The 19560-nt window shown below is 62.6% G+C and carries 20 protein-coding genes; 15 read left to right on the forward strand and 5 right to left on the reverse strand.

What is annotated here, in order from left to right; all coding sequences use genetic code 11:
- The first annotated feature begins 240 nt into the window (after nt 1–240).
- From INF35_RS12900 to INF35_RS12940, 9 genes are all read left to right on the forward strand, one after another.
- Nucleotides 241–1479, forward strand: coding sequence for an argininosuccinate synthase (locus tag INF35_RS12900; protein WP_193503130.1), 1239 nt, complete (start codon nt 241–243; stop codon nt 1477–1479).
- Nucleotides 1480–1575: 96 nt separating this feature from the next.
- A complete protein-coding gene (argH, locus tag INF35_RS12905; protein ID WP_193503132.1) occupies nt 1576–2958 on the forward strand; it encodes an argininosuccinate lyase in 1383 nt (460 codons plus the stop codon).
- 450 nt (nt 2959–3408) lie between these two features.
- Entirely contained in the window at nt 3409–4341 is a 933-nt protein-coding gene (argC, locus tag INF35_RS12910; protein ID WP_193503134.1) for an N-acetyl-gamma-glutamyl-phosphate reductase, read from the forward strand.
- A 54-nt stretch (nt 4342–4395) separates the two neighbouring features.
- On the forward strand, nt 4396–5631 hold the full coding sequence (argJ, locus tag INF35_RS12915) for a bifunctional glutamate N-acetyltransferase/amino-acid acetyltransferase ArgJ (protein WP_193503136.1): 1236 nt from the start codon (nt 4396–4398) through the stop codon (nt 5629–5631).
- 51 nt (nt 5632–5682) lie between these two features.
- Complete coding sequence (argB, locus tag INF35_RS12920; RefSeq protein ID WP_193503138.1) at nt 5683–6537, forward strand: acetylglutamate kinase; 855 nt, start codon at nt 5683–5685, stop codon at nt 6535–6537.
- Between the two features lie 36 nt (nt 6538–6573).
- Entirely contained in the window at nt 6574–7779 is a 1206-nt protein-coding gene (locus INF35_RS12925; RefSeq protein ID WP_193503140.1) for an aspartate aminotransferase family protein, read from the forward strand.
- Nucleotides 7780–7784: 5 nt separating this feature from the next.
- A complete protein-coding gene (gene argF, locus INF35_RS12930) occupies nt 7785–8699 on the forward strand; it encodes an ornithine carbamoyltransferase (RefSeq protein ID WP_193503142.1) in 915 nt (304 codons plus the stop codon).
- Nucleotides 8700–8847: 148 nt separating this feature from the next.
- Nucleotides 8848–9366, forward strand: a complete 519-nt coding sequence (locus INF35_RS12935) for a hypothetical protein (RefSeq protein ID WP_193503144.1) — start codon at nt 8848–8850, stop codon at nt 9364–9366.
- 32 nt (nt 9367–9398) lie between these two features.
- The gene (locus tag INF35_RS12940; RefSeq protein WP_193503146.1) at nt 9399–10469 is read left to right on the forward strand and encodes a hypothetical protein; all 1071 of its coding nucleotides are present in this window, start codon (nt 9399–9401) and stop codon (nt 10467–10469) included.
- Between the two features lie 108 nt (nt 10470–10577).
- On the opposite strand, the gene INF35_RS12945 is transcribed toward INF35_RS12940, so the two are convergent.
- Nucleotides 10578–11315 (reverse strand): metallophosphoesterase, encoded by a 738-nt coding sequence (locus INF35_RS12945; RefSeq protein ID WP_193503148.1) that lies wholly within the window; start codon nt 11313–11315, stop codon nt 10578–10580.
- Nucleotides 11316–11516: 201 nt separating this feature from the next.
- On the opposite strand from INF35_RS12945, the gene INF35_RS12950 reads away from it, so the two are divergent.
- From INF35_RS12950 to INF35_RS12975, 6 genes are all read left to right on the forward strand, one after another.
- Entirely contained in the window at nt 11517–11873 is a 357-nt protein-coding gene (locus INF35_RS12950; protein WP_193503150.1) for a hypothetical protein, read from the forward strand.
- 88 nt (nt 11874–11961) lie between these two features.
- Nucleotides 11962–12609, forward strand: coding sequence for a rhomboid family intramembrane serine protease (locus INF35_RS12955; RefSeq protein ID WP_193503152.1), 648 nt, complete (start codon nt 11962–11964; stop codon nt 12607–12609).
- 109 nt (nt 12610–12718) lie between these two features.
- Entirely contained in the window at nt 12719–13042 is a 324-nt protein-coding gene (locus INF35_RS12960) for a cyclic-di-AMP receptor (RefSeq protein ID WP_193503154.1), read from the forward strand.
- Nucleotides 13042–13953 carry a hypothetical protein gene (locus tag INF35_RS12965; protein WP_193503305.1) on the forward strand — a complete coding sequence of 304 codons (912 nt, stop codon included), beginning with the start codon at nt 13042–13044 and terminating at the stop codon, nt 13951–13953. Before INF35_RS12960 ends, INF35_RS12965 begins: the two co-directional genes overlap by 1 nt.
- 35 nt (nt 13954–13988) lie before the next feature.
- Nucleotides 13989–14855, forward strand: coding sequence for a PSP1 domain-containing protein (locus tag INF35_RS12970; protein WP_193503156.1), 867 nt, complete (start codon nt 13989–13991; stop codon nt 14853–14855).
- A gap of 172 nt (nt 14856–15027) precedes the next feature.
- On the forward strand, nt 15028–15195 hold the full coding sequence (locus INF35_RS12975) for a DUF362 domain-containing protein (protein WP_193503158.1): 168 nt from the start codon (nt 15028–15030) through the stop codon (nt 15193–15195).
- A gap of 101 nt (nt 15196–15296) precedes the next feature.
- Here the strand turns inward: INF35_RS12975 and INF35_RS12980 are convergent, their stop codons facing one another.
- The 4 genes from INF35_RS12980 to INF35_RS12995 form a co-directional block, all read right to left on the reverse strand.
- Nucleotides 15297–15815, reverse strand: coding sequence for a hypothetical protein (locus INF35_RS12980; RefSeq protein ID WP_193503160.1), 519 nt, complete (start codon nt 15813–15815; stop codon nt 15297–15299).
- A 1-nt stretch (nt 15816) separates the two neighbouring features.
- Complete coding sequence (locus INF35_RS12985; protein ID WP_193503162.1) at nt 15817–16311, reverse strand: DUF4430 domain-containing protein; 495 nt, start codon at nt 16309–16311, stop codon at nt 15817–15819.
- 381 nt (nt 16312–16692) lie between these two features.
- Nucleotides 16693–18162: an ABC transporter permease gene (locus INF35_RS12990; protein WP_193503163.1), complete on the reverse strand. Its 1470-nt coding sequence runs from the start codon at nt 18160–18162 to the stop codon at nt 16693–16695.
- The gene (locus INF35_RS12995; protein WP_193503165.1) at nt 18149–19522 is read right to left on the reverse strand and encodes a COG1361 family protein; all 1374 of its coding nucleotides are present in this window, start codon (nt 19520–19522) and stop codon (nt 18149–18151) included. Before INF35_RS12995 ends, INF35_RS12990 begins: the two co-directional genes overlap by 14 nt.
- Between the last annotated feature and the right edge of the window lie 38 nt (nt 19523–19560).

The raw sequence follows: 19560 nt of genomic DNA on the forward strand, positions 1-19560 counted from the left end.
CAGGGCCGCCTCTTTTGCGCGCACAAAATGCATATTTTATGCATATCATGCAATTCTATCCGTTTTTGACAGGCTGCAAAAGCAAAGTCATCCGCAAAGTGCATAAATATAAGCCGTGTTTTCTTGTCGGTTTGTGTGAAATGCCGTCTTGCAATTTCTGCCTACATGGTTATAATGGAAGCATGCAATGAATATTTATTCAAACTCATTTTTGAGCGATAGACGGGAGAGGGATTTGCTATGAAGAAATCGAAACAGAACATCAAAAAAGTGGTTCTGGCTTACTCCGGCGGCCTGGATACTTCCATCATCATTCCCTGGCTGAAGGAAAACTATAACAACTGCGAGGTCGTTGCCGTTTCCGGCAACGTGGGCCAGGGCACCGAGCTGGACGGCCTGGAAGAGAAGGCCAAAAAGACCGGCGCTTCCAAGCTCTACGTCCTGGACCTGAAAAAGGAATATGTGGAGGACTTCATCTGGCCCTGCCTGAAGGCCGACGCCAAGTATGAGGATTACCTGCTGGGCACCAGCCACGCCCGCCCCTGCATCGCCAAGGCTCTGGCCGAGATCGCCATCCAGGAAGGCGCCGACGCCATCTGCCACGGCTGCACCGGCAAGGGCAACGACCAGGTCCGCTTTGAGCTGACCCTCAAGGCCCTGGCTCCCGATATGGCCATCATCGCTCCCTGGCGTGAATGGGACATCAAGAGCCGTGACGAGGAGATCGACTACGCCGAGGCCCACAACGTCCCCCTGAAGATCAACCGTGAGACCAACTACTCCAAGGACAAGAACCTGTGGCACCTGAGCCATGAGGGTCTGGACCTGGAAGATCCCAAGAACGAGCCCCAGTACAACAAGGACGGCTTCCTGGAGCTGGGCGTCAGCCCCGAGCAGGCTCCCGACACCCCCACCTACGTCACCATCCACTTTGAGAAGGGCATCCCCACCGCCGTGGACGGCAAGGAGATGGACGGCGTCAGCCTCATCGAGCACCTGAATCAGCTGGGCGGCGCCAACGGCATCGGCCTGCTGGACATCGTGGAGAACCGCCTCGTCGGCATGAAGAGCCGCGGCGTCTACGAGACTCCCGGCGGTGCCATCCTGTACAAGGCCCACAATGTCCTGGAGACCATCACCCTGGACAAGGAGAGCTTCCACTTCAAAGAGATCATTGCCCAGAAGATGGGCGAGCTGGTCTACAACGGCCAGTGGTTCACCCCCCTGCGGGAGGCCATCTGCGCCTTCACCGACGACCTGCAGAAGACCGTCACCGGCGATGTGACCCTCAAGCTGTACAAGGGCAACATGATCAACGCCGGCGTCACCAGCCCCTACACCCTCTACGATGAGCAGACCGCTTCCTTCGGCGAGGATGAGGACTACAACCAGGCCGACAGCGCCGGATTCATCAATCTGTTCGGCCTGCCCATTGCCGAGCGCGCCAAGCTGGCGAAAAAGTGGCCGGAAGTCAAATAATCGATAAACCGTAACATTTCACAAGCCGTCCCGGGGCCCAGCCCGCTCCGGGCGGTTTGTCGTTTCCAATCATCAACTGTTCAGGAGGGGTTATCCATGCCGCAACTTTGGCAGGGCCGCGCAAGCAAGGCGGTCGACAGCCGTGTCAACGACTTCAATTCCTCGATCCGCTTTGACGCCCGCATGATCGAGCAGGACATCCGGGGCAGCATGGTGCATTCGGCCATGCTGGGCCGCCAGGGCATCATCTCCCAACAGGACGTGGAGGACATCCACAAGGGCCTGGAAGGCATTCTGGCCGACCTGCACTCCGGCGCTCTCGAGATCGACCCCGCCGCCGAGGATGTCCACACCTTTGTGGAGCAGACCCTCACCGCCCGCATCGGCGACGCAGGCAAGCGGCTGCACACCGGCCGCAGCCGCAACGACCAGGTGGCGTTGGACATCCGCCTGTGGATGCGGGATGAGAGCGAAGCCCTCCAGGCGGGCATCCGGGAGCTCATCGAGGCCCTCTGCCGTCAGGCCGAGGCCGCCGCGGGCTACGTCATGCCCGGCTACACCCATCTGCAGCGGGCTCAGCCGGTGACCTTCGGCCACCAGCTCATGGCTTATGCCTGGATGCTTTTGCGGGACCTGGGCCGCCTCAAAGACGCCGCCGCCCGCATGGACGCCGAGTGCCCCCTGGGCTCCGGCGCTCTGGCCGGCACCACCTATCCCATCGACCGGCAGTATACCGCCCGGGAGCTGGGCTTTGACGCCCCCTGCGCCAACTCCATCGACGGCGTGTCCGACCGGGATTTCTGCATCGAGTTTGTCTCGGCGGTGGCCACCTGCATGATGCATCTCTCCCGTTTGTCGGAGGAGATCATTCTGTGGTGCAGCTGGGAGTTCAAGTTCGTGGAGCTGGACGACGCCTTCACCACCGGGTCGTCCATCATGCCCCAGAAGAAAAACCCCGATGTCACCGAGCTCATCCGGGGCAAGACCGGCCGGGTCTACGGCGATCTGAACACGCTGCTGGTCATGATGAAGGGCATCCCCCTCGCCTACGACAAAGACATGCAGGAGGACAAGGAGGCGGTGTTCGACGCCGCCGATACGCTGGCCCTCTGCCTGCGCACCCTGACCCCCATGCTGGACACCATGCGCCCCCTGCCCGAGAATATGCGCCGGGCGGCGGCCAAGGGCTTCATCAACGCCACCGACTGCGCCGACTACCTGACCAAAAAGGGCATGCCTTTCCGGGATGCCTACAAGTGCACCGGCACCATGGTGGCCGCCTGCATCGCCGCCGACAAGACGCTGGAGGAGCTGACACTGGAGGAGTTCCAGTCTTACAGCCCGTTGTTTGAGCAGGATGTCTACCACGCCATCGACCTGACCACCTGCTGCGAGGGCCGCACCAGCTACGGCGGCCCCGCCAAGGCCAGCGTGCTGGACCAGATCGCCAAAGTGCGGGCCAAGCTGGCGGAGGAGTAATCCTTCTGCTGCCGAGAACATTCAGATTCCGGCAGATGCCGTAAAACTTTATTGCTGGCGAAGAAAGCCTTTACCCCAGGCCCGCAAGGTGGGCCTGGGAGCAGCCGCTGCTCGATTAGCAGATGTTTGCCATATTGCAGGGTCCAGGGGTTGCCGGCCCGAGCGATCATATCGCGAGTCTGCGCCGCAGGCGCAGTGCCGGCAACGGCCGGAGCGATGAGCGAGGACGTTCCTCTGTTTTTCATCACCGAACAGGTGATGCTTGATGGTATGCCGTGGCCTTGCCCCGCCGCACCGCCTCGAAACGGTGGCACCTTTCTTGATTCTTCTTTCGGTGACGAAAGAAGAATGCCTGCCTAGCCGCTTCCCCAAAAAATCGCCGCTGCCTTTGCCGCTTTCCCGGCATCCCCCTTCCCATTGTCCGTATCGCCTTTTTCAGGAGGAAATCTCATGAAAACCTATAAAATCTTTGTGGATGGTTCCGCCGGGACCACCGGCCTGCGCATTCTGGACCGGCTGTCGGGACGGCCGGAACTGGATCTTCTGACCATCTCGGAGGCTGACCGCAAGAATCTGCAGGCCCGAGCGGCGGTCATCGCCCAGTCCGACCTCACCTTCCTCTGCCTGCCCGACGCCGCCTCCCGGGAGATCGTCCCCCTCATTCCCGACCATGTACGGGTGCTGGATACCTCCACCGCCCATCGCACCGCCCCGGGCTGGGTCTACGGCCTGCCTGAGCTGGCGGGCCAGCGGGAGCGCATCGTGGAGGCCAACCGGGTGGCTGTGCCCGGCTGCCATGCCACCGGCTTTGCAGTGCTGGCTGCGCCCCTCGTCCAGATGGGCCTGGTGGCCGCCGACTATCCCTTCTCGCTGACCAGCCTGACGGGATACTCCGGCGGCGGCAAGAGCATGATCGCCGACTATGAGGCCCAGGGCCGGGACAAGGCCCTGGACAGCCCCCGCAGCTACGGCCTTGCCCTCCATCACAAGCACCTGCCTGAGATGCAGGCAGTGTGCGGTCTGACCAAGCCCCCGGTCTTTGTGCCGGTGGTGGCCGACTACTACTGCGGCATGCAGTCTCTGCTGCCTTTGCACATGGAACTGCTCAAGGCCCCGGCGGAGGAGATTGCCCGGGCACTGGCGGGCTACTACGCGGGCCAGAGCCAGATCACCGTCCATCCTTTGGGCGAGGTCCCCGGCTTTCTGGCCGCCAACCAGATGGCGGGCACCGACCGGCTGGAAATTTACTGCTCCGCCTCCCCCGACGGCAGCCAACTGCTGCTGGCGGCGGTGTTCGACAATCTGGGCAAGGGTGCCTCCGGCGCGGCGGTGCAGTGCATGAACCTCATGCTGGGCCTGCCCGAGACCGCCGGGCTGGAATAAGCCTCCTGCCCTTCCGATGATGTAACAAATCCGAAAAGAGAGAAGAGAAAGTATATGGAGAACATTCAGCTCACCCCCGTGGAGGGCGGCATCTGCGCCCCCCAGGGATTTTCCGCCGCCGGTGTGCACTGCGGCATCCGCCACAACCATTCCAAGCCTGACCTGGCCGTCATCAAGGCCGATGTTCGCTGCACCGGCGCCGCCTGCTATACCACCAACAAGGTGTATGGCGCCCCCATCACCGTGGACCGGGAGCATCTGGCCGACGGCTATGCCCAGGCCATCGTGGTCAACAGCGGCAACGCCAACACCTGCGCGCCCAATGGCATTCAGCTGGCCAAAGATGTCTGCGCCCTGACCGCACAGGCTCTGGGCGTGGCGGAGGCCGACGTGCTGCCCGCTTCCACCGGCGTCATCGGCCAGGCCATGAGCATCGAGCCCTTTGAGGCCGGCGTCCCCGACGCCGTCTCCAAGCTGGACAGCAGCCCGGCAGGCAGCCTGGCCGCCGCCACCGCCATCATGACCACCGACACCCATCCCAAGCAGGCGGCGGTGGAGTTCACTCTGGGGGGCAAGGTCTGCCGTCTGGGAGCCATCGCCAAGGGTTCCGGCATGATCCACCCCAACATGGCCACCATGCTGCTCTTTATGACCACCGACGCCGCCCTCTCCCACGAGGTGCTGCAGAAGGCCCTGTCTGAGGTCGTCCCCGCCACCTTCAACCAGATCTCGGTGGACGGCGATACCTCCACCAACGACACCGTCCTGCTGCTGGCCTCTGGTCTGGCGGGCAACGCCTCCGTGGCCGCCGACAGCGAGGACTACACCGTCTTTGTGGCGGCCCTGACCAAGGTTGCCGAGCAGCTCTGCCGTGAGCTGGCCGGCGACGGCGAGGGCGCCACCAAGCTGCTGGAATGCACCGTCACCCATGCGCCCACCCTGGAGGTTGCCCGCGCCGTCTCCAAGAGCGTCATCCACTCTTCCCTGCTCAAGGCGGCCATGTTCGGCGCCGACGCCAACTGGGGCCGGGTGCTCTGCGCCATCGGCTACACCCCGGGGGATTTCTCCATCGACCGCACTGCCGTGCGGCTGCGCTCCAAGGCCGGGGAGGTCTTTGTCTGCGAGAACGCCGCCTACCATCCCTACAGCGAGGAGGAGGCCGCCAAGGTCCTGAAGGAAGACGAGATCGACATCCTCGTGGATCTGGGCTGCGGCGACGCCGAGGCCAAGGCCTGGGGCTGCGACCTGACCTACGACTACGTCAAGATCAACGGCGATTACCGCACCTGACGGGCAGCCTTTTTCAGGCACCCTTACTTTTTCGATCGGAGGCATCCGCCCATGAAAAACGAAGAGATGGCGCTGCTGTTTTCGGAGGCAACGCCGTATATCCAGAAATACCACGGCAAGACGCTGGTCATCAAGTACGGCGGCAACGCCATGGTAAACGACGAGCTGAAACTGGCCGTCATGAACGACCTGGTCACCCTCACCCTGCTGGGCGTGCGGGTGGTGCTGGTCCACGGCGGCGGTCCCGCCATCAACGCCATGCTCAAAAAGGTGGGCAAGGAGTCCAAGTTCGTCAACGGCCTGCGCTACACCGACAAGGAGACCATGGCCATCGTCCAGCAGGTGCTGGCGGGCCAGGTCAACAAGGACCTGGTGGCCCTGCTCAAGGGCCGGGGCGTAGGACTCTGCGGCATGGACGGACATCTCATCACCTGCTCCCGCAAGAGCGATACCGACCTGGGCTATGTGGGCAATGTGGAGAAGGTGGACACTACTCTGGTGGAGCATCTGCTGAGCGACGGCTTTATCCCCGTCATCGCCACGGTGGGCATGGACGACAACGGCATCCCCTACAACATCAATGCCGACACCGCCGCTGCGGCCATCGCCATCGCGCTGCACGCTGAGAAGCTGGTCAGCATGACCGATATCGTCGGCCTGCTGTACAACAAGGACGACGAGAGCACCCTCATCCCCGAGGTGGAGCTGTCCGAGATCGCCGGCTACAAGGCCGCAGGCGTCATTGCAGGCGGCATGATCCCCAAGATCGACGGCATGGCCGACGCCATTTACGAGGGCGTCCACGAGGCGGTCATCATCGACGGACGGGTGCCTCACTCGGTGCTGCTGGAGATGTTCTCCGACCGCGGTTCCGGCACCCTGTTCTACCGCCGGGGCAGCCGCTGAGCCGTCCTTTTCCACCACACAAGCGAGGTATCTGCCATGAACACCGACAAGATCATCAAACGGGATAAAAAATACGTGCTGCACACCTACGCCCGCAGCCCCATCGTCATTGAGCGGGGCAGCGGCATGACTGCCTGGGACGCCGACGGCAAGTCCTATCTGGACTTCACCTCCGGCATCGGCGTCAACGCCCTGGGCTACGCCGACCCCCAGTGGGCCGCCGCCGTGGCCGAGCAGGCCGCCCAGCTGCAGCACACCTCCAACCTGTACTATACAGCCCCCTGCACCAAACTGGCCCGCAAGCTCTGCAAGCTCACCGGCATGGACAAGGTCTTTTTCGGCAACTCCGGCGCCGAGGCCAACGAGGGCGCCATCAAGTGCGCCCGCAAGTACAGCGTCACCACCTACGGCCCCGGCCGCAGCAAGGTCATCAGCCTGGTGAATTCCTTCCACGGCCGCACCCTGGCCACCCTGACCGCCACGGGGCAGGATGTTTTCCACCACGATTTCGGGCCCTTCCCCGAGAATTTCGGCTATGTGCCCGCCAATGACCTGGAAGCCCTGCGTCAGGCCCTGATTCCCGGGGATGTGTGCGCCGTCATGATGGAGCTGGTCCAGGGCGAGGGCGGCGTGGTGGCTCTGGACGCCGACTACGTCCACGACGTGGCCGCCCTCTGCGCCGAGAAGGACATCCTCCTCATTGTGGACGAGGTCCAGACCGGCGTGGGCCGCACCGGCACCTTCCTGGCCAGCCAGCACTTTGCCCTCCAGCCGGACATCGTCACCCTGGCCAAGGGTCTGGGCGGGGGACTCCCCATCGGCGCCGTGCTCATGAAGGAGAAGGTGGCCGACACCATGGGCCCCGGCTCCCACGGCTCCACCTTCGGCGGCAACCCGGTGGTCTGCGCCGGCGGCTGTGCCGTCATCGACCGCATGGACGACGCCTTCTTTGACAACATCAACGCCTGCGCCGCCCGTCTGCGGGAGGGCCTGGAGAAGATCCCCCAGGTGGAGGCCGTCACCGGTCTGGGCCTGATGGTAGGCATCGCCCTCAAGGGCGGGCGCAAGGCCTCCGAGGTGCGCACCCTGTGCGAGCATCACGGCCTGCTGGTACTCACCGCCAAGGACCGCATCCGCCTGCTGCCGCCCCTCATCCTGACGCCGGAGGACGTGGACACCGCCGTGCAGATTCTGGCCGAAGTGCTGGCCGAACTGCCCGCCGACGATCAGACGGGAGCGTGATGGCCATGAAGCATCTGTTGAAACTGGGCGACCTGTCCCCGGAGGAGATCCTCCATGTGCTGGACGTGGCCGACACCCTGAAAGCGCTGCACCGCCAGGGCAGCGACCCCAAGGACCTGGCGGGCAAATCGGTGGCCCTGATCTTCGGCAAGAACTCCACCCGCACCCGCACCAGCTTTGAGGTGGGCATCTACCAGATGGGCGGGCTGGGGACCTTCCTCAACGCCGCCACCGAGCTGCAGATCGCCCGGGGCGAGCCCATCCAGGACACCGCCCGGGTGCTGGGCCGCTATTACGACGCCATCATCTACCGCACCTACAAGCAGAGCGAGGTGGAGGCCCTGGCCCAGTGGAGCGGCGTGCCGGTGATCTCCGGCATGACCGACTACGGCCACCCCCTGCAGGTTCTGGCCGACCTGATGACGGTGCGGGAGCGCAAGGGCCGTCTGGAAGGGCTGAAAGCCGGGTTCATCGGGGACGGCTACAACATGGCCAACAGCCTGATCGTGGGCTGCCTGAAGGCGGGCATGACCATGGTGGCCGCCTGCCCCAAGGGCTACCGCCCCGCCGCCGACGTGCTCATGATGGCAAAACAGTACGGCGACCGCTTCCGCCTGGTCACCGACCCGGACGAGGCCGCCCGGGACGCCGATGTGCTCTTCACCGATGTGTGGATCAGCATGGGCATGGAGCGGGAGACCGAACGCCGCCGCCGGGATTTTGCGGGCTACTGTGTGGACGCCAAACGCCTGAAGCTGGCCAAACCCGACTGCATGGTGCAGCACCCCCTGCCCGCCCACCGGGGGGAGGAGATCACCGAGGAAGTGCTGGAATCCCACGCTGACGAGATCTTTGACGAGGCGGAGAACCGTCTCCATGTGGAGAAGGCTGTGCTGTCCATTCTGCTGGCAGGGCGGTGAGCCGACTGCCAGATTCTCTCACACCGGGGGACTGGCGCGGCGGCACTGCAATATGATATAATAGGTCCGGACGGCGTGCGGTGCCGTCCGGACGTTTGTTTTATACGGAAGTCGGCGCAGGAGCGCCATTTCAGGAGGGGTCAGTCGGATGGGGATTCTCAGCAAGATCTACACCAAGACGGGGGAGGCACGGGCCCGGGAAAAAATCCGTCCCCTGGTGGAAAGCCGCATGATGCGGGACATTCTGCTGGAGATCGGCCAGCGTGGCAGCGAGCAGTTGGACCCCCAGTCGGTGCCCCTGGACCAGCGGGCCCGGGCGGAAAAGCTGGCCGCCGAGTGCGGCACTGCCGGGCTCAAGCAGTCGGTGGTGGATGAGATCCAGCTGGACGCCGCCAGCATCACCCTGCTGGTGGACGGAGAAAAGACCATTTTCCGCTACGGCGACTACAACTACGAGGACATCGAAGACACCGAGTGTCTGCCCGCCGTGGCCCAGTACCTGGTGCAGCATCTGCGGGGGTACTACAACATCAGCCGCACCTTTGCCACCGTTCCCAAGGCCCGGGGCAAGGGCACCGAGGAGCGCACCCGCATGGTCTTTGTCCGCCGCCACCACGAGGCCACCCCCTTCTCCCCCCGGCCCGCCCAGAAACAGAAGCTGTTCTGAGCCTTTGCAGGTGTTTTGAGGTAACTTGTTTAATGAAAAAAGCATTGCTGTCCGCACTGATTTTCTTTGCCTGTATGCTGTCCGCCTGCGGCGGGGAGCACAGTGTGTCGGGCCGCATTGTGGAGGCCGACACCGACCCGGGTGTTGGCCTTGTTTCTTTTGTGGTCCGCACCGACCGGGACAAGGAAGTCGGCATCCTGCTCACCGACGAGACGCATATTTTCACCTTTGTGGACGGGTTGGCCGCCGACACCTTCCGGGAGGGAGCCCAGACCGACGTGGCCGTGACGGTGACTTACGACCCGTCCCGCCGCTCCCTGATCACGGAGGACGGCGAAAAACTTACCGCCTACAACGCCACCCATATTGAGGTGGAATCCTGCCGCCTTCCCGACACTACTCGCCTGTCCGACGGCACCGAGCTGGAAGTCTGGCAGTCCTCCCGGCATCTGACCTATTTTCTGCCCGACGGCACCGAGCTTTTGCGGGTAAACACCCCCGTGGGCCCGTCGGCCGACTATATGGTCGGCCAGGAAAGTCTGGACAGCCTGCCCGACCAGGCCCGAAACAAGATCCTTGCCTGGTATGACGACCGGGGCCTGCTCTACGACGAACAGGCCGAGCTTGAAAAGACCTATGCCTATTATCTGGCCGCCGGGAATACTCCCTTTGAAGCCCCTATGCTGGCCCAGGAGGTCACCCCTTCCGCCGCCAGCGACCGGGTCTTTTACCTGCTGACCTCAGTGTCCTTCCCTGCGGGCAGTTCCCTGATGTATGAGCAGCGCACCGGCGCTGCCTTTGACAAGGCCACCGGTGACTTCATCCCCGCCGCCGACCTGTTCACCTGCCCATGGGAGGATGTTCTTTTCCAACTGCTGGACCTGGCCCAGATCACCGACCCGGATCTGCGCCAGGAGATGTCCCAGGCCTTTACCCCGGAATGTCTGATCTTTTTCCCGGAGTATGTGATGCTCTGTTTCCCCCAGGGCAGCCTGCCCAGCCAGGAGTACACCTTCCTGGTGACGGTAAACTATGCGGACGGCGCTTCGGCACTGCTTCAGGACTGGGCTGTGCCCGCAGCCCCCGCGGAGGGACCTGCCTGACGCCGGTTCCTCCTGCCGCAAAGCCCGGCCTCTGTTCTCTGTACAATGCACTGCGCCCCGCCCCGGCATCCGCCGGGACGGGGCGTTTTGTTTTGATATGTATGGGGTTCACCACATGGGCAGGACGCTGTGATAGAGCACCTGATACCGGCCGCCATACAGCCGCTCGTGGTGGTAATGGCCGCAGTACCAGCGTTCAAACTCGCAGCGGCAACGCACCGTCTCCAGATAATCGGTGAGGCGGTCGTGGGCATAGAATCCCCCGCTGAACACATCCTGCACCGAGGAGGGCAGGCAATGGGTGATGATGTAGTCCACCTGCCAGTCCTGCCGCTGGAGGTTGCGCAGTCCCATGGACAGCTCCCGGGGACGGGGCAGTTCCTGGGGCCACCAGGACACCCGCCGGATGCGGTAGTGGCCGCCCCGCTGGTCCAGGGCCCGGCGCCGGGCGGCATAATCCGGGTCCCGGGGGTCGAGGATGCCGTCGGGGATGTCGTGGGAGGAGGCCCCGCCCATGGTAAAGATGGTGCGGCCCTCCATCTCGAACACCTGCCCCCGCATGAGGTGGTAGATCCGCGGCCGGATGCGGTGGACCAGTCCCCCCTGCAGGGCGCTGATGGGATAGTGTTCCAGCAGGTCGAAGTTCTCGTGGTTGCCGCAGACAAAGCAGACCCGGCAGCGCAGCCGCCCGCTGAGCAGGTCCAGGTGGAGCCGTTCCCGCCGGGTGCCCTTCCACAGCAGGCCGAAGTCCCCGCAGACGATGAGGGTATCCCGGGGGTCGAGGGGCCGGGCACGGCGCAGCAGTTCGTCGGCGTCCCCGTGCAGGTCCCCCGTCACATAAACCATGGCCCTCCCCTCCTTTCCCCGGCTGTGCGGCAGAAACCGGGCTTTTCCCCTTTTTCGGGGCCCTTCGCCCTGCCAGTCTGCCCTGTGCCGTCCATCTTTTCCACCGCCCGCCCACTCAAAGGAGGGGTCCGGGCAGGAAAGTTTTCCACAAAAACAGAGTTTTCCACCAAAAGTATACCATCCCCGCCTGCCGGGGGCAAGGTGGAAAACCACCCCGGCTTTCGCCCTCTTTTGATTGCAAGCGGGGCGCAGCAGGCGTATAATATTGTATATGCCTGCGGGACGGTTTTGCACCCGCGGCGGACAGGTTTTCGCTGTTTTTATTCGTTAATTCGTATATTTTGGATTGCAAGACCTTTGAGCAAAGATGGTCCAAATTTCCATGCGGGGCCGGGTGGTTCACGGCGTATGCGCAAAAAGGATTTTACAGTTCGTATAAGAGTATTCCACGTTGAAAATGTTGAAAACCCTGTTGAAACTGTTAAAAACCTTCCGGATTTTCCAGAACGTATCATTTCGACCCCTTTTTGCGCCGTCAAAGCCTTAACAAATTGTTGAACTGACCCCCGGAAAATGCTACAATAAACGAACAAAACAACCTCCGGCGGGCAAAAACCGCCGTACAACAAAAAGCTATGGAGGCATTATGCGCTGGCTTGATCGTCTCGAGCGCCGCTTCGGCCGCTGGAGCATTCCCAACCTCATGAATATCGTCATCCTCGGCCAGGTGGTGGTGTGGTTTATCACCATGTTCGTCAACTACCACATCTACGACCTGCTCACCCTCACCCGCAGCGGCCTTGCCGGGCTGCAGCTGTGGCGGGCCGTCACCTTCATCTTTGTGCCCACTCTCACTACCAGCGTCCTCTATCTGGTGCTGGAAGAATACTTCTACTGGTGGGTGGGCAACTCTCTGGAACGGGCCTGGGGCGATTTCCGCTTCATGGTCTACTGGCTGGCCGGCATGATCGGCGCCATCCTCAGCTGCCTTATCACCGGCAACGGCTCCACCTCCGGACTGTTTCTCAGCCTCTTCTTCGCCTACGCCTGGATGTGGCCGGACCAGCAGATCCTGCTCTTCTTCATCATTCCCCTCAAGGTCAAATGGCTGGGCTGGGCCGCCGCCGTGTTCTGGGCCATTGAGTTCATCCTCGGCAGCCTGTCGGTCAAATTGAGCCTGGTATTCGGCCTGGCCGGGTTCCTGCTCTTCTTCGGGCCGGAGCTTTGGCGCTGGTGCCGGGACACTGTCATCAGCCACAAGCGCCGCCGGGACTGGAACAACCGCTGGAAGTGATCCTTTCCCCGCCGCCTGTCCGCCGGAAAGGGCCGCCGCGCCGTTTCCCCGCCGCCCGCATCGCCGGGCATAACAATCTGTCAATTCAATCCCAAGGAGGAATCCTGTTATGAAACTGATCACTGCAATCGTCAACAAGGAAGATTCCAAGGCCGTCTGCAACGAGCTGCTGCGGGCCCATTTCTACGTCACCCGTCTGGCCACCACCGGCGGCTTCCTCATGGCGGGCAACATGACGCTGCTCATCGGCACTGAGGATGAACGGGTGGATGACTGTATTGCCTGCATCTCCAAGTGCTGCAAACAGCGCACCGAGATCGTGCCCGGCACCGCCTCCATCGGTCTGGGCATCGAGAGCGCCATGCCCATCGAGGTCACCGTGGGCGGCGCCACCGTCTTTGTGACCAATGTGGAGCGCTTTGAAAAGCTGTGATGCTTGACCGTCTGGCCGGCAACGCGGCACTCAAAAAGGACCTGGCCTCGGCGCTGACCGCCGGACGCCTGGCCCACAGTATCCTGCTGGTCGGCGAACGCGGATGCGGCGCCGGCTTTGCCGCGCGCTGCCTTGCGGCGGACTATCTCTACCCCGCCGGCGGCCCCCATGCCGAGGCAGTGCTGCGGGGGGAGGACACCGAGTGCATCTCCCTGCGGGGGGAGGGCGCTTCCGGCCAGATCAAGGTGGAGCGCATCCGCGCCGCCCGGGAGGCCATCCAGCACTCGGCCCTGTCCGCCGACGCCACGGGGCGCGTACTCTTTGTCTACGGCGCCCAGGACCTGAACCAGAGCTCGGCCAACGCCATGCTCAAGATCATTGAGGAGCCCCCCGAGGGGGTGCTCTTCCTCTTTACCGCCACCAGCGCCGCCAGCGTTCTGCCCACCATCCGCAGCCGCTGTGCCGCCTACACCCTGGCCCCCGTCCCGCCGGAGGAGTGCGCCGCCGTGCTGCGCCGCACCCTGCCCCAGCTGAGCCGGGATGCCGCCGACGATCTGGCCTTCCTCTACGAGGGTCACATCGGCTCCTGTCTGGACGCAGTACAGGACGCCGAGGTCCGCACCGCCCTGCAGACCGCCCGGGACTTCTGCAAGGCGGCGGAACAGGACGATACCTACCGGGCCGCAGCCCTCCTGGCAGGGCTGGAGAAGGACCGGGCCGCCGCTCAGGGCGTACTGCGCCAGGCCTGCTGTCTGGCCAGCGGGGCGCTGCGCCGTCCGGGATACGCCGGCCTTGCCCCTAAGCACGCTCAGCGGCTTCTCAACGCTGCCGCCAGGGCCCGGGACGCCATCCGCGCCAACGGCAACCTGCGGCTGACCCTGACGGTCTTTGCCGCCGAGAGCTGCGGGTGATCCGCAGCCCATCACAAGACAAAAGGAATACGAAGATGAAAGTCATTTCAGTCAAATTCAAGGAGAGCGGCCGGGTCTATTATTTCGATCCCGGCACCATGGAGATCCACCGGGGGGACTATGTCATTGTAGAGACTGCCCGGGGCACCGAGTGCGGCGAGGTCGTCCGCGGGGTGCATGAGGTCTCCTCCAACGGCTTCAACAAGGAGCTCAAGCCGGTCATCCGCATGGCCGACGGGGTGGACATCCGCCGCATGCACCAGAACCGCAACGACGAGCGCAACGCCTACCGCATCTGCGAGCAGCGCATTGCCGCCCACGGTCTGGCCATGAAGCTGGTGGAGGCCGAGTACACCCTGGACCGCAGCAAGCTGATCTTCTACTTCACCGCCGACAACCGGGTAGACTTCCGGGAGCTGGTCAAGGACCTGGCTTCCCACTTCCACACCCGCATCGAGCTGCGCCAGATCGGCGTCCGGGACGAGAGCAAGATGCTGGGCGGCCTGGGCATGTGCGGTCAGCCTTTCTGCTGCAGCCGCTTCCTCAAGAACTTCCAGCCCGTCTCCATCAAGATGGCCAAGGAACAGGGGCTGTCCCTCAACCCCACCAAGATCAGCGGCGCCTGCGGCCGTCTGATGTGCTGCCTGGCCTACGAGCAGAAGAGCTACGAGTACCTCAACTCCATCACGCCGCCGGTGGGCAGCACGGTGCGCACCCCCGACGGGGAGGGCACCGTCACCGAGGTCAACGTCATTTCCGGCATGCTCAAGGTGCGCAGCAATGTGGAGAGCCTGGCCCCCAAATATTACAAGCGGGAGGAGTGCGTCTACCTGCGGGGCGGCCGCCGCGCCCCCCGCAAGCCCGATCCCGCCTCCTCCGGCGAGGAGGGCAAGGAGGAATAACTTTCCACACGTTTTACCTCTTTGGTCTTGCAAAGAGGTCGGTGGAATGGTACAATATCTCTAAACAAGTTGGGCGCGTCTTTTCAGCCCCAATGCTTGCTGGCCGCCGGACTGCCGGCCGTGCAGGGTGCCGGAGGTAAAATCAATCAGCACGGAGATAAGGAGTTTCACGATGGCTCATATGGTTACCGACGAGTGTGTTGCTTGCGGCGCTTGTGTTGACACCTGCCCCGTTGGCGCTATCACTCTGGGCGACAAGGCTGAGGTCGACGCGTCTTCCTGCGTGGACTGCGGCGCTTGCGAGGGCGTTTGCCCCACCGGCGCAATCAAGGCTGAGTAATTGGTTTTGAAAACCGGAACGCGGTGCGGAGAAGTTTCTCCGCACCGCGTTTTTTTGTCTGTAATTCCGGCGGCAGGCAAACGCCCTCCGCCCTTTTGGATTCAATGGCTCCGGGTATACCGCCCGGCGTTTTGCAGCAGCCCGATGAGGGGGCAGATCAGCATTCCGCAAAAGAAATTGCTTACCCCATGGACAAAATCCCAGGGCAGCCCCGCCAGGATCCAGGCCGCCATCCCCGGCAGATCCAGCCCGAACAGCAGGGCCTGGGCCGGGGCATACAGCGTCCCAAACAGAAAGCCGTGGGCGGCACAGACCGACATGTACACCAACGGCCTGACCCTGGGCGGCATCTGCCTGGGCAGCAGCATGACCCACGCCCAAAGCACCGTCCACAGATACAGGTAGGGCAGCCACCACAGGGCAAACCCCGCCATAACCCCATTGAGAAAGACATAGGTGTAAATGGGATAGAGTGCCTTTTTTCGATACACCACCGTCATGGCCACCACAAAAACCCCCAGCAGATGGACGTTGGGGAAAGCTTCCATGAGAACCTTGGACGCATACATCAGGGCGCCCAGCATGCCAAAGACGGCGATCTCCTTTGCCGTGAGTTTCAAATCACTCGACGCGGAAGCTGTACTCGGAACCGGCGGTGACCTCGGTGGAATCCACGCCGGACTGGGCGTACTCCCCATCCACATAGAACGCCCAATACTTGCCGTCCGTATCGTAGTCCACAGTGATGCCGTCCACCGTCTTGACGTACAGGCCGTACTCGCTGTCCTCGCCGTCAATCAGGCCCAGCTCGGTCAGGGCGTCGCCCACCGTGGCCTGGTCGGTGTTGATCTCATAGACGGTCTGGTTGCCGTCGCCGTCCACCACCGTAAAAGTGAACCGGGTCTGGCCCTGGCCCAAGACCTGGCCTTCCGCCGTCTCGGCCGTCTCCGCCGCAGGGGTGGCTTCCACCGCTGCTTCCCGGGTGGCGCTGGTGCTGACGGAAGCCCCGTCCGCATCCTTGGTACCGCTGCAACCGGTTGTGAGCAGCGCCGTAGCCGCAAACAGCGCGCAGCAAACCAGAAGCGACACGGTTTGTTTGCATCGTTTCATTTGCATTGTCTTTTCTCCTTACTGAATGAATTGGTTCTCCGTAGGACCGGCGCTCGCGCTCCCCCCGGAAATGTTTGCCTGAAAAATATTCCGACTGTCCACAGCGGTTTTCGCCTTCTCAAGATAGCAATCTCAATGACTTGTCCCCGGTTTGCGGCACCGGGCAGAAAACCGTTGCTTCGTGGTATACGGCGACGGGCTCGTGCAGGCCTTGCACCTGCTTTCTTTTCAGACGGGTTCTATTATACGACGAAAGCTCCTGCTTTTCAATTTCAAAAAGCAGTCTTTTCCCGCGCTGTCTCCCACCCCGCCGGACAAAAAATGCCCCGAAACCGCTCCACTTGGGGCAGATCCGGGGGATTTTCCATTTTGTATTATTTGCTCGTTTTATTCGTGTCGTATTGCCTCCAGGGCGCTGATCTTGGTGGCCCTAGCGGCGGGCAGAATGCCGGCCACCAGGCCGATGACGGTGGCAAAAGCCAGCGCCAGCAGCACCAGCCAGGGGGGAACCACCGACACGGCGGAGCCCATGCCGCCGCCGTAATAACCGATGCTGTTCATAATGCCGGAGAGATTTCCTCCCCCGCCCCCGAAGATGGCCATGATGAGGGTAAGGTTGTTGAGCACAAAGCTGATGACCAAACTGACCACCGACCCGGTGACGCCACCGATAAAGCCGATGAAGCCGCTCTCGATAAGGAACATCATACGGATCTTGCCCAGGGCGCAGCCCAGCACCTTCATAACGCCGATCTCCCGGGTACGCTCATAGATGGCCATGGTCATGGTGTTGATGATGTTCAGCGCCGCCACCAGCAGGCTGAAGGCCGCCAGGCAGCCCAGGATCAGCATGAGCTGGGAGACCTGCTCCTGCATGGCTTCCCGCTGCTGGGTCATGGAGTAGGTGCTGAAGCCCAGTTCCTGGATGGCCTCGTCCACCGCCTCCACGTTGTCCATGTCGTCCACCTTGACGTAGACCTGGTCGTAACTGCTGCTGTCGCTGCCGTAGTAGGCGTCGCTGCCCGCCAGGTCCTTGTATTCCTCCTGCAGCATCTTCACATCCTGGATGCGCAGGATAAAGCTGCTCTGGGTCCACCAGCCCTTGGCGGTGTCGGGGTTGATGCTGCCCACCACCTTGAGCTTCCAGCTCTTGGTCTTGGGATTTTCGGCGTCGCCGCTGGACAGGGTGAGGGTCATCTCATCCTTGTTCACATCCACAAAGGGTTCCAGCAGATTGCCCGCAGCGTCGGTCTGGCCGTACCAGCGGTAGCGCTTGGAGGAATTGTAGCTCTTGCGGGTGTCCTCAAAATTGTAGCCGGTCTGCTCACAGACCATGACGGGGATGACATCCCGGCCATAGCTGCCGGTATCGGTCATCCAGTCCCCGCTGGCCAGGGTGAAGCCCATGGGCTCCATGGCGCTGGCGTAGACGCCCACGGCGTTGCCCAGATAGGCCGAGTACCGGTCGCCCTTGCCCGCCGTGATGGTCCCGTTGAGGGAATAGGCCTGATAGAAGGGCGTGGCCGCCACCACATGGTCCATCTTGGTAAAGCTGGCGACCATCTCGTCATTGAGCACCGCGGGCTGGTCCCCGCCGCCGCCACTGCTTCCGCCGATGACCGCAGTTCCGCTGCCCGAGGAATAGTAGACGGTCCCGCCGCCGTATACCTCGATCTGGGTCAGGTCGCCCCAGCTGGCCAGCATGGCTTCGTTGGCCTGGTTCATGGCGATACCAAAGCTGATCATGACGATGATCAGGCAGGTGCCCACAGCCACGCCGATGACCGTCAGCGCGGTGCGGCCTTTCCGGCGGGAGAGATTCCGCGCCGAAAGGGCGATCAGATCAAAGATCTTCATCTCCGTCCTCCAGCATGGCAAGGGCAGCGGCCTTCTTCTTCTTGCGGACGACCGCCACCACGATCACAACGACCACCACAACGCCCACCACAATGAGCACAATGCCCCACACCGGCATACCGCCGGTGGGTTCCGGCTCCACCATGCCGGGGTCGATCATGCCCGGGTCCTCATAGACGGGCATTTCCTGCACGGTGGCGCTGAAATCCTGGGTCAGCGTCTTGGTGGTGCCGTCGCTGGCCTCGTAAGTCAGGGTGATGGTGCCGGACAGCTCGCCCGCCTGCTGGGGGGTCAGATCAAAGTCCACGCTGTTCTCGGTACCGGCGGCAATGTTGCCGATGTACTGCTGGGAGACATCCACGCCCAGATTTTCGCCGCTGATGGAAGCTTCCAGGTTGGAGATGGGGTTCTTGCCCTTGTTGACAAAGTTCAGGGTGACCGAGGTGGTATCCCCCACATAGATGGTGTCGGTCAGCTCCATGGTGGTGATCTCGAAGCGGTCGGGCTGGGAGATGGGCACCGAGATGGTGCCGGTGCCGGTGACGGCCGTGCCGGACTCGGTGCCGGTGCCGGTCATGTTGACGGTGATGTTGGCCACGCCGCCGGTAAAGGACGCCGAGGGCAGCACCGCAAAGGTCACATCCCGGGTGCTCTTGGCGGACATGGTGCCCACATATTCGGACAGGCTGCCGCCGGTGAGGGTGATGCCGTCGGGCAGGGTGACCGACACAATGACATCGGAGAGGGACTCATCCCCGGCGGTGGCATAGGCCGTGACGCTGAGGGTGAAGGGGTTGCCTGCGGTGACGGTCTCGGTGCCGTAGCTGGACTCCCGCATGACCAGGTTGGGGGTTTTGGGGTCCTCGTCCACACACTGGCCGATGGTAACGGCAAACTGCTGCATGGCCATGGAGGAATCCAGATAGCTCAGGTCAATGTTGAGGGTGTTGCCGCCCCCCGCATAGATCACATCCCGGAACAGCAGCACATAGCTGTAGTAATCGCCGCCGTCGTCGGTGCCCTCAATGAGCTGGCTGATCTCGCCGGTGCCGGTGTACTGGAAAATCGAGGAATTGATGCGGGTAACGATCTGGTCGGCGGTGACGTTGTTCTTGGCCGAGGAGTGGTCCACCACCCGCAGCACAATGTTCACATGGTCATCCCGCTCCACGGTGGTGACCTCGCCGCCGGCAATGTCGGTGACGGTGGCGGCAGTGACATAGACGCCGTCGCCGGTGGTATTGGTCACCGGGGGCGTGGCGGAACCGTCGTCGCCCTCCGCAAAGGCGGGCATGGTGCACAGGCAGACCAGAAGCAACAGGGCCATGCCGATGGAAAGAATACGTGAGGTGGTTTTCACAGGGAGATCCTCCTTCATACTGCTGCCGGTGGGTCCGG

The organism is Gemmiger gallinarum, from assembly GCF_014982805.1.
Taxonomy (GTDB): domain Bacteria; phylum Bacillota; class Clostridia; order Oscillospirales; family Ruminococcaceae; genus Gemmiger; species Gemmiger gallinarum.

Bases quoted from the DNA above. Each gene is read 5' to 3' on its own strand.
- INF35_RS12945 (WP_193503148.1), bottom strand. From the start codon at position 11,315: ATGGTTTATGTGACGGGGGACCTGCACGGGGACGCCGACGAACTGCTG.
- INF35_RS12965 (WP_193503305.1), top strand. From the start codon at position 13,042: ATGCTTGACCGTCTGGCCGGCAACGCGGCACTCAAAAAGGACCTGGCC.
- INF35_RS12935 (WP_193503144.1), top strand. From the start codon at position 8,848: ATGGGGATTCTCAGCAAGATCTACACCAAGACGGGGGAGGCACGGGCC.
- INF35_RS12955 (WP_193503152.1), top strand. From the start codon at position 11,962: ATGCGCTGGCTTGATCGTCTCGAGCGCCGCTTCGGCCGCTGGAGCATT.
- INF35_RS12960 (WP_193503154.1), top strand. From the start codon at position 12,719: ATGAAACTGATCACTGCAATCGTCAACAAGGAAGATTCCAAGGCCGTC.
- argF (WP_193503142.1), top strand. From the start codon at position 7,785: ATGAAGCATCTGTTGAAACTGGGCGACCTGTCCCCGGAGGAGATCCTC.
- argH (WP_193503132.1), top strand. From the start codon at position 1,576: ATGCCGCAACTTTGGCAGGGCCGCGCAAGCAAGGCGGTCGACAGCCGT.
- INF35_RS12900 (WP_193503130.1), top strand. From the start codon at position 241: ATGAAGAAATCGAAACAGAACATCAAAAAAGTGGTTCTGGCTTACTCC.
- argB (WP_193503138.1), top strand. From the start codon at position 5,683: ATGAAAAACGAAGAGATGGCGCTGCTGTTTTCGGAGGCAACGCCGTAT.
- argC (WP_193503134.1), top strand. From the start codon at position 3,409: ATGAAAACCTATAAAATCTTTGTGGATGGTTCCGCCGGGACCACCGGC.
- INF35_RS12985 (WP_193503162.1), bottom strand. From the start codon at position 16,311: ATGCAAATGAAACGATGCAAACAAACCGTGTCGCTTCTGGTTTGCTGC.
- INF35_RS12975 (WP_193503158.1), top strand. From the start codon at position 15,028: ATGGCTCATATGGTTACCGACGAGTGTGTTGCTTGCGGCGCTTGTGTT.
- INF35_RS12970 (WP_193503156.1), top strand. From the start codon at position 13,989: ATGAAAGTCATTTCAGTCAAATTCAAGGAGAGCGGCCGGGTCTATTAT.
- argJ (WP_193503136.1), top strand. From the start codon at position 4,396: ATGGAGAACATTCAGCTCACCCCCGTGGAGGGCGGCATCTGCGCCCCC.
- INF35_RS12990 (WP_193503163.1), bottom strand. From the start codon at position 18,162: ATGAAGATCTTTGATCTGATCGCCCTTTCGGCGCGGAATCTCTCCCGC.
- INF35_RS12925 (WP_193503140.1), top strand. From the start codon at position 6,574: ATGAACACCGACAAGATCATCAAACGGGATAAAAAATACGTGCTGCAC.
- INF35_RS12940 (WP_193503146.1), top strand. From the start codon at position 9,399: ATGAAAAAAGCATTGCTGTCCGCACTGATTTTCTTTGCCTGTATGCTG.